The organism is Streptomyces sp. NPDC006450, assembly GCF_040612195.1.
GTDB lineage: Bacteria > Actinomycetota > Actinomycetes > Streptomycetales > Streptomycetaceae > Streptomyces.
The window spans coordinates 1-15,759 of record NZ_JBEXPT010000143.1; the positions used below are offsets into that span (position 1 = coordinate 1).

Here is a 15,759-nt window from a genome sequence, read left to right on the forward strand (position 1 = left end):
CCGGACACCGTCACGGTGTCCGGGCCCTTCCGTCTGTGCGTCTGATGCGTGTGATCGGGACGTGGCGGCTGAGGAACTACGCCGTCTGCTGAGCCACCAGAGCCAGCGCGGCCACGAGGATCACCAGCAGCGCGATGAGCGCCACCGGGTTCAGGCCGCCGGAGAAGGGGTCCTCACGCTGGAGGCGCCCCCGGTTCGCCCGGCACACCGGGCAGCGGCCCTGGCTGACGGGTGCGGCGCAGTTCGCGCACACGAGCCGGTCATATGTCATGCGCTCCTCCTTTCGTCCCCTCGGTTACAACGGTCGCGGGAACCGGTCCGTTCCCCCTCCCACTGTGCCAGCTTCGATGACATTCGGCGCGGCCCCTCCGGGCAATCGCGGTCGAGCACCTCTCGGACCAGGGGATATATCGGGCAACTCCGGACGCCGGGTCCACACCTCGCGCCTGTTCGCGTATGGTCACGCACACCTACTCCCGGCGACCGTGGTGCACCCGTGATCCGATTCGACAACGTCTCCAAGTCCTACCCGAAGCAGAGCCGCCCCGCACTCAGAGATGTCTCCCTGGACATCGCGAAGGGCGAGTTCGTCTTCCTGGTCGGCTCCTCCGGCTCCGGCAAGTCCACCTTCATGCGGCTCATCCTGCGCGAGGAGCGGGCGAGCCACGGCCAGGTGCACGTCCTGGGCAAGGACCTCGCCAAGCTCTCCAACTGGAAGGTTCCGCAGATGCGGCGCCAGCTGGGGACCGTCTTCCAGGACTTCCGCCTCCTGCCGAACAAGTCGGTGGCCGACAACGTGGCCTTCGCCCAGGAGGTCATCGGCAGACCGCGGGGCGAGATCAAGAAGGCCGTTCCCCAGGTCCTGGAACTCGTCGGCCTCGGCGGCAAAGAGGACCGGATGCCCGGTGAACTCTCGGGCGGTGAGCAGCAGCGCGTGGCCATCGCCCGTGCCTTCGTCAACCGGCCGGCGCTGCTGATCGCGGACGAGCCCACCGGCAACCTGGACCCCCAGACCTCCGTCGGCATCATGAAGCTGCTGGACCGGATCAACCGGACCGGCACCACCGTGATCATGGCGACCCACGACCAGCAGATCGTCGACCAGATGCGCAAGCGCGTCATCGAACTCGAGCAGGGCCGTCTCGTCCGCGACCAGTCGCGCGGCGTCTACGGCTACCAGCACTGAAAGGCTCCTGAGACGCGATGCGCGCCCAGTTCGTCATGTCGGAGATCGGGGTCGGTCTCCGCCGCAATCTGACCATGACCTTCGCGGTCATCATCTCCGTGTCCCTGTCGCTGGCCCTCTTCGGCGGTTCCCTGCTCATGCGCGACCAGGTGAGCAAGATGAAGGGGTACTGGTACGACAAGGTCAACGTCTCCATCTACCTCTGCAACAAGAACGACGCCGAGGCGACCAACGGGGCCTCCTGCTCCAAGGGCGCGGTGACCCCGGAGCAGAAGCAGGCCCTGGAGACCGAGCTCAAGGGCATGGACCTCGTCGAGGCCGTCACGTACGAGTCCTCCGACGAGGCCTTCAAGCACTACAAGGAGCAGTTCGGGCACACCGCCCTGGCCGCGTCCATCACCCCGGACCAGATGCCCGAGTCCTTCCGGGTGAAGCTCAAGCAGCCGGAGAAGTACAAGGTCATCACGACCTCCTTCTCCGGGCGCGACGGAGTCCAGTCGGTGGAGGACCAGCGCACCGTGCTGGACAACCTCTTCAGACTTCTCGGCTACCTCAACATCGCCGCGCTCGGCATCATGCTGATCATGCTGATCGTGGCGCTGCTGCTGATCGTCAACACGGTGCGCGTCTCGGCCTTCAGCCGTCGGCGCGAAACAGGGATCATGCGGCTGGTGGGCGCCTCCAGCTTCTACATCCAGGTGCCGTTCATCATGGAGGCGGCCTTCGCCGGCCTGATCGGCGCGCTGCTCGCCTGCGGAATGCTCGGCGCGGGCCAGTACTTCGTGATCGACCACGGCGCTGCGCTGCGCGACAAGATGGAGCTCATCAACTTCATCGGCTGGGACTCGGTCCTGACCAAGCTGCCGCTGGTGCTCGTGATCGGCGTGCTGATGCCCTCGCTCGCCGCCTTCATCGCGTTGCGCAAGTACCTGAAGGTGTGACGAGCGCCCCGCGAGCGGTACGGCCAACCACCCGTATCGCCGCGGGCCTTGTCCTAGACTCGGCGCCATGCCGGGACTGCCCGCCTTCTGTCTCCGGCCCCGCGACATGCGTCGCGGGGCCGTTTTGACGTTGGTCTTCCTCGCCGCCGTGGGTGCCGGCGCCTGCACCGGGAGCTGGGACCACCCCGGCCCCGGCCGATCCGCGGGCCCCGCCCCCCTGGCGGCGGCTACGGAGGCCTCCGCGGCCGAACCCGCGCCCGAGGCCCTGTCCGGGCCGCGGGCGCAGGCGCACCGCGAGGCGGGCACCGCCGACCGGGACGCGGTGGCCCGTGCGGCCGCAGAGGCCGTCGCCGAGGGCAAGTCGGCCAAGTCGGCGGCCCAGGAGGTGGTCAGCCGCAGCGGGGACCGCTGGGGCGCGGTGTACGACCAGGGCGAGTACGAGGCCTTCGCCGACGACCTGGACGGTCGATGGACGGGCGTCGGGCTGTGGGTCGGGCGGCTGCGCGACGGCCGCATCGAGATCGACCGGGTCCAGCCCGGCAGCCCCGCGGCGCGGGCCGGGCTGCGCGCCGGGGACCGGCTGCTCGGCATCGACGGACAGGGCGTGACCGGGCTCAGGGTGGCCGAGGTGGTGGCCCTGCTGCGCGGCGAGGCCGGCACCCCCGTGGTCCTGAAGCTGACCCGCGGCGGAGCAGACCTCACGGAGACCGTGCGGCGCGAGCGGCTGCGCAGCGAACCGGTGACGGTGCGCGAGCTGCCCGGCGGGATCACGGTCATCAAGGTCGCCTCCTTCACCCGGGGCTCCGGGGAGCGGGTCCGCTCGGCGGTCCGCGCCGCCCCGCCCGGCGGCGGGGTCATGCTGGACCTGCGCGGCAACACCGGCGGCCTGGTCACCGAGGCCGTGGCGGCGGCCTCCGCCTTCCTGGACGGCGGGCTGGTGGCGACGTACGACGTGCGCGGCGCGCAGCGAGCCCTCTACGCGACCCCGGGCGGCGACACGGCCCGGCCCCTGGTGGCGCTGATCGACGGCGGCACGATGAGCGCGGCCGAACTGGTCACCGGAGCCCTCCAGGACCGGGGCCGCGCGGTGGCGGTCGGTACCCGCACCTTCGGCAAGGGCTCGGTGCAGATGCCCACGGAGCTGCCGGACGGATCGGTGGCGGAGCTGACGGTGGGGACGTACCGCACTCCGGCGGGCCGCAGCCTGGACGGTGCGGGCATCACGCCGGACCTGGCGGCGGCGGATCGGGTCGAGGAACGGGCCCGCACGGTATTGAGTGGCATCGGGGTGGGCCCGTAGTGCGAAAATGACCGCACTATGGCAAAGGAAACAGGGCGCAAGCTGATCGCCCAGAACAAGAAGGCGCGGCACGACTACACGATCATCGACACCTACGAGTGCGGTCTCGTGCTCACGGGTACCGAGGTCAAGTCCCTGCGCCAGGGCCGTGCCTCGCTGGTGGACGGCTTCGTGTCGGTGGAGAGCGGCGAGGCCTGGCTCTACAACGTGCACGTGCCGGAGTACAGCCAGGGCACCTGGACCAACCACAGCGCGCGGCGCAAGCGCAAGCTCCTCCTGCACCGCGAGGAGATCGACAAGCTGGACTCGAAGACGGGCGAGACGGGCAACACGATCGTGCCGCTCGCCCTGTACTTCAAGGACGGCCGGGCGAAGATCGAGATCGCGCTGGCGAAGGGCAAGAAGGAGTACGACAAGCGGCAGGCGCTGCGCGAGAAGCAGGACACGCGCGAGACGAACCGGGTGATCTCGGCCGTGAAGCGCAAGGAGCGCGGCCAGCTTTAATGTCCTGGCACGCGGTGCTCCACTTCGCGTACCATGGCGTCAGCACCACGCGCTTGCGGGTGGTGCCGGTCGGGCGGGACGCATGGAGAGCGCCTGCTGGATCTCACAACTGAACAGCGTGAAACATGGGGATGATCGGTTTCGACAGCGGATGTCGATGTAGGGGAAGCGAGCCGAGGAAGCGGCAATGATCTCGTTAACCATATGTCGCAAACAATAATCGCCAACTCCAAGAGCGATAACTCCCGCTTCACCCTCGCTGCCTAATAACAGTGAGCTGAAGCCTCTGTGAGGAGCGTCAGCCCGGAAGTGGTCCCGGTCCGGATCCTGGCGTCAATTAGGGATCTAAACCTCTAACTCCGGTCACGGGGGATAGAGGGAAATCAAACAGTGACTGAGCCCGTCGGAGACTTGTCCGTGTGATCTCCGGGGCCGAGAAAAGCGCAGCGGAATGCGCTCGGAGAAGCCCTACTTCTGCACCGTTGGACGCGGGTTCGATTCCCGCCATCTCCACAACCCCCATGTTGGGCGAAGGCCCCGCGGCCGTCAGGCTGCGGGGCCTTCGTCGTGCCCGGGTGCCCGTGCCGGCTGTCACCGGGTGCGGGCGGCGGTCCGCGACGTGCCCAGGAGGAGGGACAGCAGCGCCGCCGCCGCGGGCAGGGCGTACGGGGCCGTCGTGCCCCAGTGGTCGATCGCGGAGCCGGCGGTCGCGGAGCCCGCCGCGATGCCCGCGAAGAGGGCGGTGACGGCGAGGGTCATGCCCTCGTTGAGGCGGCCCGGCGGGGTCACGGCGTGGACCCGGGACATCGCGGTGACCATGACCGGGGCCGTGGCCACGCCGGCCAGCAGGAGGGCCGCGGCCAGGGGCAGCAGCGAGCCGGTGGCCGCCGCGGCCCAGGGCAGCGCCATGGCGGCGGCCAGGACGCCCAGGCAGACGGGGAGCGTGCGCGGGCGCAGGGTGCCGTAGAGCAGGCCGGCCGCGAAGGAGCCGCCCGCCTGGAGGGCGAGGACCGGGCCCGAGAGCGCGCCGAGGCCGTGGGCGCCGAGATGGGCGATGGAGGTGATCTCCATGGAGCCGAACATCGCGCCGAGGGCGAGGAAGAGCGGCAGCAGCCCTCCCAGGGCGCGGAGCGGGGAGGGCCCCCGGACCGCGGGCGCCGGCGGGGGCTCGGTGGCGCGGTGGGCCGTGAAGACCAGCATCCCGGTGAGGAGCAGGACGGCCCCGGTGAGCGTGCCCGCCTCCGGGAAGACGGCGGTGCACAGGAACGCGGCGGCCACCGGCCCGAGCATGTACGCCAGTTCGTCCGCGGCCTGCTCGAAGGACATCGCGGTGTGCCGGGAGGACGGGTCGTCCCGCAGCAGGTGGGTCCAGCGGGCGCGGGACATGCCGCCGATGTTGGGGGTGGTCGCGGTGGCGGCGTAGGAGGCGAAGAGGGTCCACGCGGGGGCCCCGCCGCGGACGCACGCGATCAGGGAGAGCGAGCCGAGGACCGCGATCAGGGTGGCGGGCACGGCGACCCGTGCCTGCCCGTGCCGGTCGACCAGCCGGGCCGTCCAGGGCGCCACGAGGGCGGTGGCGGCCAGGCCCACCGCCACGACCGCGCCGGCGAGGGCGTACGAGCCGCGCTGTCCGGCGATCATCATGACGGCGCTGACGCCGAACATGCCCATGGGGAGCCGGGCGATGAGGTTCCCGGCGGTGAACCCGCGGGTGCCGGGGAGGGCGAAGAGCCGGCGGTACGGGCCCGGGGCGCGGGCCGGCCGCGCCGCGCGGGCCGGGTGGGTGGCGCGCTCCCGCCGCGCCGGTGCGGCGGCGAGCACCAGCGTGGTGCCGGTGACGGCCATCAGCGGGCCGGCCGTCCCGGACCGGCCGGCCGTCCCGGACCGGCCGGGCGGACCGGACCGTCCAGGGGCGGCGGGGGCGGCGGCCGGGCCGGAAGGTGTGGTGGGCGCAGGCGCAGGTGTGGCACCCGGCCCGGGCGCTGTGACAGGTGTGGGCATGTGATCCAGCTTCCGGGCGGGCGGTGTCCGCGGTCCAACACCTGTTCGGGAAGGATTCACCGCTCCGTGTTGTCAATGCGGTCCGTGTTGTTAGTCTCCGCAGGTGACGCCCCGAGACGTGGAACCCCGCCTGCTGCGCGCCTTCCTCGCGGTCGCCGAGGAACTGCACTTCACCCGTGCCGCCGCCCGGCTCTACGTGGCCCAGCAGGCCCTCAGCCGGGACGTGCGCCGGCTCGAACAGACCCTGGGCGCGGCCCTCTTCGTCCGCACCACCCGCGCCGTCGAGCTGACCCCGGACGGGGAGCGGCTGCTGCCCCTGGCCCGCGGCGTGCTGCGGGCGCACGAGGAGCTGGCCGGGGTGTTCGCGGGGCCCCGGCCGCTGCTCGTCGACCTCAACACCGACGGCCCCGGCACCGCCCGCAGCGTCCTGGACCGGGCGCGCGAACTCGCCCCCGACTGCGAGCTGATGGCCCGCTTCGAGTCCGGGCTCACCCACGCCGCCGCCGAGATCGCCGCCGGCCGCCTCGACGTCTCCTTCGGGTACGCCGACGGCCTCGCTCCGGCGCTGCGGGCCCGCCTCGCGCGGACGCCGGTACGGTACGAGCCGCTCGCGGTGCTGCTGCCCGAGGGGCACGCGCTGGCCGCGCTGGACGCCGTACCGCTGGACGCGCTGCGCGGCGAGACGGTGTACACCGGGGCCGGGAACCCGCGGACCCTGGAGTGGACCGGGCTGGCGCGCGAGCTGTTCGCCGGGCGGGGCATCGCGTCCGCGCCGCCCGCGCCGGTGGCGGTGGGCAAGGACGAGTTCCGCAGGGTCATGGCCAAGACGGGCTGCCCCGTCCTCGCCACGGTGGGCTTCCTCGACATGCCCGGCTGCGTCAAGCGGCCGCTGACCGCCCCGGTACCGCTGTCGCCGCTCTCCATGGTGTGGCGGAAGGGAACCAGCCATCCCGGGCTCGACGCGCTGCGCCGCGCCGCCGCCGAGCTCGGGGCCGGCCGCGGCTGGCTGGAGGTGCCCCCGGACAGCTGGCTGCCCGCGCTCACACCGGGCCCGGGCGGCGGGTGAGTGCAAGGTTTCCCGCCGGTCATCCGGCGGGGACCGAGGCCGAAACGAGCCCTTCCTACGGTCGTCACCACGGACGAGACGCGCGAGCCCGATGAGCGCGACGAGCGCGACGTGATCGCAGCAGCTGTGGAGGCGTGTGATGACCAGTACGACCGCACCGCGCAAGGGTGGCCGCTGGATCGAGCGGTGGGACCCCGAGGACGAGACCTTCTGGCGGGAGACGGGGGAGAAGACCGCCCGCCGCAACCTGCTCTACTCCGTGCTCTCCGAGCACATCGGGTTCTCGATCTGGTCCCTGTGGTCCGTGATGGTGCTCTTCATGGGCCCGCAGTACGGGATCGACCCCGCCGGGAAGTTCTTCCTCATCGCCACCGCCACCTGCGTGGGGGCCCTGGTCCGCGTCCCGTACACCTTCGCCGTGGCCCGCTTCGGCGGCCGCAACTGGACGGTCGTCAGCGCCCTGCTGCTGCTCGCGCCGACGGTCGCCGCCTGGCTGGTGATGGAGCCCGGGACCTCGTACAACACCTTCCTGCTGGTGGCCGCCCTGACCGGGGTCGGCGGCGGGAACTTCGCCTCGTCGATGACGAACATCAACGCCTTCTTCCCGCTGCGCAAGAAGGGCTGGGCGCTCGGCCTCAACGCGGGCGGCGGCAACATCGGCGTCCCCGTCGTCCAGCTGGTCGCCCTGCTGGTCATCGGTACGGCCGGGGCCGGCCACCCGCGGCTGCTGCTCGGCGCCTACATCCCGCTGATCGTGATCGCCGCGGTGCTCGCCGCCGTGCGGATGGACAACCTGGCGCCCGTGCGCAACGACACCGGAGCCGTCCGCGACGCGGCCCGCGACGGGCACACCTGGATCATGGCGTTCCTGTACATCGGCACCTTCGGCTCCTTCATCGGCTACAGCTTCGCCTTCGGGCTGGTGCTCCAGACGCAGTTCGGCCGCACCCCCCTCCAGGCGGCCTCCCTCACCTTCATCGGACCCCTGCTCGGCTCGCTGATCCGGCCGGTCGGCGGGGCCCTCGCGGACCGCTTCGGCGGCGCGTGGATCACCCTGGGCACCTTCGTGGCGATGGCGGCGGCGACCGGAGTGGTGATCCTGGCCTCCGTACGGGAATCCCTGCCGGTGTTCCTGGTCGGCTTCGTGGGGCTGTTCGTCCTCAGCGGGCTCGGCAACGGCTCCACCTACAAGATGATCCCCGGCATCTTCCAGGCGAAGGCGCTGGCCCGCGGGATGAGCGGCGAGGACGCGGCCGCGTACGGGCGGCGGCTGTCCGGTGCCTCCATGGGACTCATCGGCGCGGTCGGCGCGCTCGGCGGGCTCGGCATCAACCTGGTCTTCCGGGAGGCCTTCCTGAGCTCCGGCTCGGGCACGGCGGCCTTCGTGACCTTCCTCGGCTTCTACGGGGTGTGCTGCGCCGTCACCTGGGCGGTATACCTTCGCCGGCCCGCCCAGGTGATGATCCCCACGGCCGGGGCGGAGACGAAGCCGCAGCTCACCTCGGTGTAACGGCGGGCACACGCTGGTTAACGGCACCGAAATACGCGTGAACCGAGCCTGATACGCCCCCAGGGCAGGCTCGGTTCACGCGAACCTCACGAGTGCGTGTGAACGCGACACCGGACCCGACACCGGACCCGACCACTGCGCGAGGCAGGTCACCATGCACGACACCCACACCGGTCCGCCGGCCGGCCCGCTCGCCGGATTCACCGTCGGGGTCACCGCCGCCCGGCGGGCCGACGAACTCATCGCCCTGCTGCGCCGCCGCGGGGCCACCGTGCTGCACGCGCCCGCCCTGCGGATCGTGCCGCTCGCCGACGACGCCGAGCTGCTGTCCGCCACCAAGGAACTCATCGGCTGCGCGCCCGACGTGGTGGTGGCGACCACCGCCATCGGCTTCCGCGGCTGGATCGAGGCCGCCGACGGGTGGGGGCTCGGCGAGGAACTGCTCGGGCGGCTGCGGGAAACCGAACTGCTGGCACGCGGACCGAAGGTGAAGGGCGCGATCCGGGCCGCCGGGCTCGTGGAGACCTGGTCCCCGCGCTCGGAATCGCTCGCCGAAGTACTGGACCGGCTGCTCACCGCCGGGGTGGCCGGCCGGCGCATCGCCCTCCAGCTGCACGGCGAACCGCTGCCCGGGTTCATCGAGGCCCTGCGGGCGGGCGGGGCCGAGGTGGTCGGCGTACCCGTCTACCGGTGGATGGCGCCGGAGGACCTCGGGCCGCTGGACCGGCTGCTCGACGCGGTGGCAGCGGGCGGGGTGGACGCGGTGAGCTTCACCTCCGCCCCCGCGGCGGCCTCCCTGCTGACACGTGCCGCGGAGCGGGGCGTACGGGAGACCGTGCTCGGGGCACTGACCGGCGGATCGGTCCTCTCCGCGTGCGTGGGGCCGGTGACGGCCCTGCCCCTGCAGGCCGAAGGCGTGCCCACCGTGCAGCCCGAGCGCTTCCGCCTCGGACCCCTCGTACAGCTCCTGTGCCAGGAACTCCCGGGCCGGGCCCGCGTCCTGCCCGTGGCCGGACACCGGCTGGAGCTGCGCGGCCACGCGGTCCTCGTCGACACCGAGCTGCGCCCCGTCCCGCCCGCCGGCATGGCCCTGCTCAGGGCCCTGTCCCGGCGCCCCGGCTGGGTCGTGGCCCGCTCCGAACTCCTGCGGGCCCTCCCGGGCGCGGGCCGCGACGAGCACGCGGTGGAGACGGCGATGGCCCGCCTGCGCGTGGCCCTGGGTGCGCCGAACCTCATCCAGACCGTCGTCAAGCGCGGCTACCGGCTGTCGCTGGACATGGCCGCCGAGACGAAGTACGCGGACGCCTGAGGGCCCGCGGGCCTGAGGGCCTGCGGATGGGGCGACGGTCTGGCCGGGGTCCGGGCCGTCGGTTAGCGTGCCCTCGTGATCACTGACGGGGTGGAGATGCGGGAGATCCGGCCGGCCGACGCCGCCGGGCTCGCCGAGGTGCTGGACCGCAACCGCGCGTACATGGCCCCCTACGAGCCCCTGCGGGACGAGGGGTTCTACACCGCGGCCGGGCAGCTGGAGCGAATTGAAGGGCTCCTCGCGGACCGGGACGCCGGGCGGGTGCGGCCGTACGTGCTGATCGGCGCCGGGGCGCCGATCGGGGCCATCACCCTCAACACCATCGTCCTCGGGCCGCTGCGCAGCGCCGCCATCGGCTACTGGGTCGACCAGGCCTGGGCCGGCAGGGGAGTGGCCACCGCCGCCCTGGAGGAGATCTGCCGGATCGCCCGCGACCAGGTCGGGCTGCACCGGGTCGAGGCGGGGACCCGGGTCGGGAACCTGGCCTCGCAGCGGGTGCTCGCGAAGGTGGGCTTCGAGCAGTACGGGCTCGCGCCCCGCTACCTGCACGTCGGCGGGGACTGGCAGGACCACCGCCTCTTCCAGCGGCTGCTCAACGACGACCCGCCCGCCCTCTAGCCGAGTGCCCGCGAGACGGGCACTCTGGGGGCACGCCCCGAGCGGGAGGCGGTGACGGGTATGTGGTTCGACTCCGGGCGGATGTGCCTGGACCTCGTAGCGACCTTTGCGCCCCACAGGCATCCCGAGGGCGCCGAGGGCATCCGGGACGGCGACGGGCTGCGGCTGTGGCTCACCGGAGCCGGGCTGGTGCCCGACCGGACGCCGCTGACCCGTGTGGGGGACGACTGGGTGCAGGCGTTCCGGGTGCTGCGCGCCGACGTCGAGAGCCTCGTACGGGCCGAGCTCGCCGGGGCCGCGCCACCCGGGGCCGCGCTGGCCCGGGTCAACGCGGCGGCCGCCGGTCCACCCCCGGGACTGTGTGCCGTACAGGACCAAGAAGGGCACCTCGTGCGCGAGTTGTGCGGTGGTGTCGAATGCGCCGGGCTGCTCGCCGCCGTGGCCCGGGACGCCGTCGAACTGCTCACCGACCCCGGCGAACGGGAGCTGCTGCGGGCCTGCGAGGGCGACGGCTGCGCCCGCGTCTACCTCGACACCTCGCGCGGACACCGCCGCCGCTGGTGCTCCAGCGAGCTCTGCGGCAACCGCGAGCGCGTGGCCCGGCACCGCCGGCGTGTCCTCGAATCCCGCCCCGGCTGATCCCGCCCGAGGAACCCGCCGGGCGTGATCTTCGTCCTGATCCGCGAGCCGTCCCGGAAGGGGCGTGCGCACACGGGCCCCTTCGCGTACGGTTGACGGCTGCCCATGCACGTCAGAAAGGGGCCTTGGTGGCCGCGCAGAATGCCGCTGTCGACAGCACGGCGGATTCCGTCCGCGATCGGGAGATCGCGGTCGAGCAGACGCATCTCGATCACGTGTACCGACGCCTTGAGGAGAAGATCCACGAGGCGGAGTTCCTGATGAACGACGCCGCCAAGCGTGGCCAGGTCGGCACGCCCGGCGCCCTCGCGGAACGGGACGCGCAGGTGTTCCGTGCCGGAATCCACCTCAACCGTCTCAACAACGAGTTCGAGGACTTCCTGTTCGGCCGCATCGACCTGGTCCTCGGCAAGGACGGGGAGCGGGGCCCCGACGGCGCCTTCACCTCCGTCGAGCCCGCCGACGACGCGATCCGCACCGACCTCACGGCCGATATCGCCGAGACGCTCCACATCGGCCGCATAGGAGTCCTCGACTCCGACTACGCGCCGCTCGTCATCGACTGGCGCGCCCCCGCGGCCGCGCCGTTCTACCGCTCCACCCCCAAGGAGCCCGGCCGCGTCGTGCGCCGCCGCGTCATCCGCTCCAAGGGCCGCAAGGTGCTCGGCGTCGAGGACGACCTGATGCGTCCCGAAGTGACCGCCTTCCTCGACGGGAACGAGCTGCCCGTCATCGGCGACGGCGCCCTGATGGCCGCCCTCGGGCGGGCCCGCACCCACTCGATGCGCGACATCGTCTCCTCCATCCAGGCCGAGCAGGACCTCGTCATCCGGGCGCCCGCAGCCTCGGTCGCCGAGGTCGCGGGCGGACCGGGCACCGGCAAGACCGCCGTCGCCCTGCACCGCGCCGCCTACCTGCTCTACCAGGACCGCCGGCGGTACTCCGGCGGCATCCTGATCGTCTCCCCGACCCCGCTGCTGGTCGCCTACACCGAGGGCGTCCTGCCCTCCCTCGGCGAGGAGGGCCAGGTCGCCATCCGGGCGCTCGGCTCGCTCGTCGACGGCGCCGAGGCGACCACGTACGACGACCCGTCCACCGCGCGCATCAAGGGCTCGTCCCGGATGCTGAAGGTGCTGCGCAAGGCCGTACGGGGAGCCCTGGAGTTCGGCGGCCCCGGCGGCGCCCCCGCCCCCGACCGGCTGCGCGTGGTGGCCTTCGGGCGCCGCCAGGAGCTGGAGGCCCCCGACCTCGACCGGATCCGGCAGAACGTCCTGTCCGGCACAGCCCCGGTCAACCTGCTGCGCCCGCGCGCCCGCAAGCTCCTGCTGGACGCGCTGTACTCCAAGTCCGGCGGGGCCGGCCGGCACAGCGACCCGGAGCTCGCGGCCGAGCTGCGGTCCGCCTTCGACGAGGACATCTCGACGGAGGACGCGTTCATCGACTTCCTGAACGCCTGGTGGCCCGAGCTGACCCCGCGCGGGGTCCTGGCCTCCATGGCGGACGAGCGGCGCCTGTCGCGCTGGTCGCGCCGGGACCTGAACCCGCGCGAGACCCGGCAGGTGGCGCGCTCCCTGCGCCGGGTGGGCCCGGACGGCAAGGGCGCCCTGTCGGTGCACGACGTGGCGCTGCTGGACGAGCTGCAGCAGCTGCTGGGCGCGCCCGCGCGGCCCAAGCGGAAGCGGGAGCTCAACCCGCTGGACCAGCTGAGCGGGCTGGAGGAGCTGATGCCGACCCGCGAGGAGACCCAGTGGGAGCGGGCCGAGCGGCTCGCGGCGGAGCGCACCGAATACGCGCACGTCATCGTCGACGAGGCGCAGGACCTGACGCCGATGCAGTGGCGGATGGTCGGCCGCCGCGGGCGGGGCGGCACGTGGACGGTGGTCGGCGACCCGGCGCAGTCCTCGTGGACCGATCCCGAGGAGGCGGCCGCCGCGCGCGACGAGGCGCTGGGCACGCGGCCGCGGCGCAAGTTCACCCTGACGGTGAACTACCGCAACCCGGCCGAGGTCGCCGAGGTCGCCTCGCGGGTGCTGAAGCTGGCGGCGCCGGGCACGGAGCCGCCGACGGCCGTGCGCTCCACGGGCCTCCAGCCGCGCTTCACGGCGGTGACGCCCGATGGAGGGGACCTGCGCTCCACCGTCGTGGAGGAGACCCGGCGGCTGCTGGAGCAGGTGGACGGCACGGTCGGCGTGGTCGTGGCCATGGACCGGCGGGCGGAGGCCGCCGGCTGGCTCGCGGACCTGGGGGAGCGGGCGGTCGCGCTGGGCAGCCTGGAGGCGAAGGGCCTGGAGTACGACGCCACGGTGGTCGTCTCCCCGGCGGAGATCGCGGACGAGTCCCCGGCCGGTCTGCGGGTGCTCTACGTGGCCCTGACCCGCGCCACCCAGCAGCTGACGGTGATCTCCACCGACCGGGACGCCCCGGACGCGGAGGGCGTCGCCGCGCTGCTCCGGCCCTCGGGCCCGGCGTAGGGCCGGTTGGTCGGCGGCCAAGGGCGTGGTTCCGCAACCGGTCGCCGGTGCGGGGATCACTTCGGGCGAACCTTTGTTAGCCTGGGTACGGCACCGACTCGATCCAAGCCCCCGGGCCCAACCTTAGTCGCCTAGAGCGACCACTTGCCGCGAGGCGAGCATGGCGGGTCGGTGTCATAGACGTACGAAGCACCAGGTCCGCGTCCTCCACCCAGTGGGGGGCGCGGACCTTTTTTGTATGGGCCACCCATTCCCCAGGCCCTGGATATCTCGTATGGTGGAAGAGTTCTTCCGAAATTTGTAGCTGGTTACCTTGTACCGGCTGGTAGGTGGGACGATCGGACAACAGGTCCTGCCCTACCTGCCATGCTCTCGGCGGCGCAGCGCGGGACCCTGTGTGTACAAGAACCAGGGACAGAAGAGGAACACGGCCATGGCAACGGCGCCCAGCGTCTCGTACTCGATGACGGTCCGCCTGGAAGTGCCCGCGAGCGGTACCGCGGTCTCCCAGCTCACCACCGCCGTGGAGTCCTCCGGTGGCTCGGTCACCGGCCTCGACGTGACCGCATCCGGCCACGAAAAGCTCCGTATCGACGTCACCATCGCCGCGACCTCCACGGCACACGCCGACGAGATCGTCGAGAAGCTCCGCGGGATCGAGGGGGTCAGCCTCGGCAAGGTCTCCGACCGCACCTTCCTGATGCACCTCGGCGGCAAGATCGAGATGGCGTCCAAGCACCCCATCCGCAACCGCGACGACCTCTCGATGATCTACACCCCGGGCGTGGCCCGCGTGTGCATGGCGATCGCCGAGAACCCCGAGGACGCCCGCCGCCTGACCATCAAGCGCAACTCCGTCGCAGTCGTGACGGACGGCAGCGCCGTGCTGGGCCTCGGCAACATCGGGCCGATGGCCGCGCTGCCCGTCATGGAGGGCAAGGCGGCCCTCTTCAAGCGCTTCGCCGGCATCGACGCGTGGCCGATCTGCCTGGACACCCAGGACTCCGACGAGATCGTCGCCATCGTCAAGGCGATCGCCCCGGGCTTCGCGGGCATCAACCTGGAGGACATCTCCGCGCCCCGCTGCTTCGAGATCGAAGCCCGGCTGCGCGAGGCCCTCGACATCCCCGTCTTCCACGACGACCAGCACGGCACCGCGATCGTGGTCCTCGCCGCCCTCACCAACGCACTGCGCGTGGTGGGCAAGGCCGTTGGCGACGTCAAGGTGGTCATGTCGGGCGCCGGCGCCGCCGGTACCGCCATCCTCAAGCTGCTCCTCGCGGCGGGCGTCAAGAACGCCGTCAGCGCCGACATCCACGGTGTGGTGCACGCGGGCCGCCCCGACCTCGTCGACGCGGCCGCGGACTCCCCGCTGCGCTGGATCGCCGACAACACCAACCCCGAGGGCTACACGGGCACGCTGAAGGAGGCCGTGGTCGGCGCCGACGTGTTCATCGGCGTCTCGGCCCCCAACGTCCTCAGCGGCGAGGACGTGGCCGCCATGGCGGAAGGCGCGATCGTGTTCGCGCTCGCGAACCCGGACCCCGAGGTGGACCCGGCGATCGCCCGCCAGACGGCCGCCGTCGTGGCCACCGGCCGTTCCGACTTCCCGAACCAGATCAACAACGTGCTGGTCTTCCCGGGTGTCTTCCGCGGCCTGCTGGACGCCCAGTCCCGCACGGTGAACACCGACATGATGCTGGCCGCCGCGAGCGCCCTGGCCGACGTGGTCGGCGAGGACGAGCTGAACGCGAACTACATCATCCCCTCGGTCTTCAACGACAAGGTGGCAGGCGCGGTCGCCGGAGCCGTCCGCAAGGCGGCCTCCACGGCTGTGACGGCGCCCACCTCCGTCTGATCCCCGGCGCGTCGCGGGATGCGGGCCCCCCGGGCCGCCCATAGGGTTGCGGGGATGCCCGCGTGGCCCGCGGTCCGCGTCCCTGGACGTCATCCGGACACCATCCGGACGCCTTACGGTGCGGACGGAGCGTCACCGCGGCGTGACTGTGGCGCTTTTCGTGTGACCCCGGCGGGTGCCGGATTGGCTTTCCCGCCGGTGGTGGGGGCAGGATGCGTAACCGGGCGAGAGGGTCTGACGTCAGACCCGGGTCCGGGGACTGTCCTAGGGCCCTGGCAGCATCGGCTTCGATCTCACGCCTCTAAGGCACGTTGAACACGGGAGTACAACATGAACCGCAGTGAGCTGGTGGCCGC

At 72.1% G+C, this 15,759-nt stretch carries 13 protein-coding genes and 1 other RNA gene; 12 read left to right on the top strand and 2 right to left on the bottom strand.

What is annotated here, in order from left to right:
- Positions 1-76: 76 nt before the first annotated feature.
- Positions 77-271, bottom strand: coding sequence for a hypothetical protein (locus ABZY57_RS28685; protein WP_356516777.1), 195 nt, complete (start codon positions 269-271; stop codon positions 77-79).
- A 225-nt stretch (positions 272-496) separates the two neighbouring features.
- Here ABZY57_RS28685 and ftsE point away from each other — a divergent pair, with 225 nt between their 5' ends.
- The 5 genes from ftsE (at position 497) to ssrA (ending at position 4,447) form a co-directional block, all read left to right on the top strand.
- Entirely contained in the window at positions 497-1,186 is a 690-nt protein-coding gene (gene ftsE, locus ABZY57_RS28690; protein ID WP_243337359.1) for a cell division ATP-binding protein FtsE, read from the top strand.
- Positions 1,187-1,203: 17 nt separating this feature from the next.
- Positions 1,204-2,127, top strand: coding sequence for a permease-like cell division protein FtsX (gene ftsX, locus ABZY57_RS28695; protein ID WP_356516780.1), 924 nt, complete (start codon positions 1,204-1,206; stop codon positions 2,125-2,127).
- A 67-nt stretch (positions 2,128-2,194) separates the two neighbouring features.
- Positions 2,195-3,427 (top strand): S41 family peptidase, encoded by a 1,233-nt coding sequence (locus ABZY57_RS28700; RefSeq protein ID WP_356516782.1) that lies wholly within the window; start codon positions 2,195-2,197, stop codon positions 3,425-3,427.
- Between the two features lie 18 nt (positions 3,428-3,445).
- Positions 3,446-3,931, top strand: a complete 486-nt coding sequence (smpB, locus tag ABZY57_RS28705) for an SsrA-binding protein SmpB (protein ID WP_250741074.1) — start codon at positions 3,446-3,448, stop codon at positions 3,929-3,931.
- A gap of 127 nt (positions 3,932-4,058) precedes the next feature.
- Positions 4,059-4,447, top strand: a transfer-messenger RNA (tmRNA) gene (gene ssrA / locus ABZY57_RS28710).
- A gap of 75 nt (positions 4,448-4,522) precedes the next feature.
- Here the strand turns inward: ssrA and ABZY57_RS28715 are convergent.
- The gene (locus ABZY57_RS28715; protein ID WP_356516785.1) at positions 4,523-5,776 is read right to left on the bottom strand and encodes an MFS transporter; all 1,254 of its coding nucleotides are present in this window, start codon (positions 5,774-5,776) and stop codon (positions 4,523-4,525) included.
- Positions 5,777-6,035: 259 nt separating this feature from the next.
- On the opposite strand from ABZY57_RS28715, the gene ABZY57_RS28720 reads away from it, so the two are divergent.
- The 7 genes from ABZY57_RS28720 to ABZY57_RS28750 all read left to right on the top strand — a co-directional run bounded on the left by ABZY57_RS28720 (position 6,036) and on the right by ABZY57_RS28750 (position 15,403).
- Positions 6,036-6,998: a LysR family transcriptional regulator gene (locus tag ABZY57_RS28720; protein ID WP_356516787.1), complete on the top strand. Its 963-nt coding sequence runs from the start codon at positions 6,036-6,038 to the stop codon at positions 6,996-6,998.
- A gap of 139 nt (positions 6,999-7,137) precedes the next feature.
- On the top strand, positions 7,138-8,508 hold the full coding sequence (locus ABZY57_RS28725; protein WP_356516789.1) for a nitrate/nitrite transporter: 1,371 nt from the start codon (positions 7,138-7,140) through the stop codon (positions 8,506-8,508).
- A 154-nt stretch (positions 8,509-8,662) separates the two neighbouring features.
- Entirely contained in the window at positions 8,663-9,817 is a 1,155-nt protein-coding gene (locus ABZY57_RS28730; RefSeq protein WP_356516791.1) for a uroporphyrinogen-III synthase, read from the top strand.
- Between the two features lie 75 nt (positions 9,818-9,892).
- Positions 9,893-10,435, top strand: a complete 543-nt coding sequence (locus ABZY57_RS28735) for a GNAT family protein (protein WP_356516793.1) — start codon at positions 9,893-9,895, stop codon at positions 10,433-10,435.
- A 60-nt stretch (positions 10,436-10,495) separates the two neighbouring features.
- Positions 10,496-11,074: a CGNR zinc finger domain-containing protein gene (locus ABZY57_RS28740; protein WP_356516795.1), complete on the top strand. Its 579-nt coding sequence runs from the start codon at positions 10,496-10,498 to the stop codon at positions 11,072-11,074.
- A 128-nt stretch (positions 11,075-11,202) separates the two neighbouring features.
- Positions 11,203-13,545, top strand: coding sequence for a UvrD-helicase domain-containing protein (locus ABZY57_RS28745; protein WP_356516797.1), 2,343 nt, complete (start codon positions 11,203-11,205; stop codon positions 13,543-13,545).
- Positions 13,546-13,978: 433 nt separating this feature from the next.
- Positions 13,979-15,403, top strand: a complete 1,425-nt coding sequence (locus ABZY57_RS28750) for an NAD-dependent malic enzyme (RefSeq protein WP_356516799.1) — start codon at positions 13,979-13,981, stop codon at positions 15,401-15,403.
- Positions 15,404-15,759: the final 356 nt, after the last annotated feature.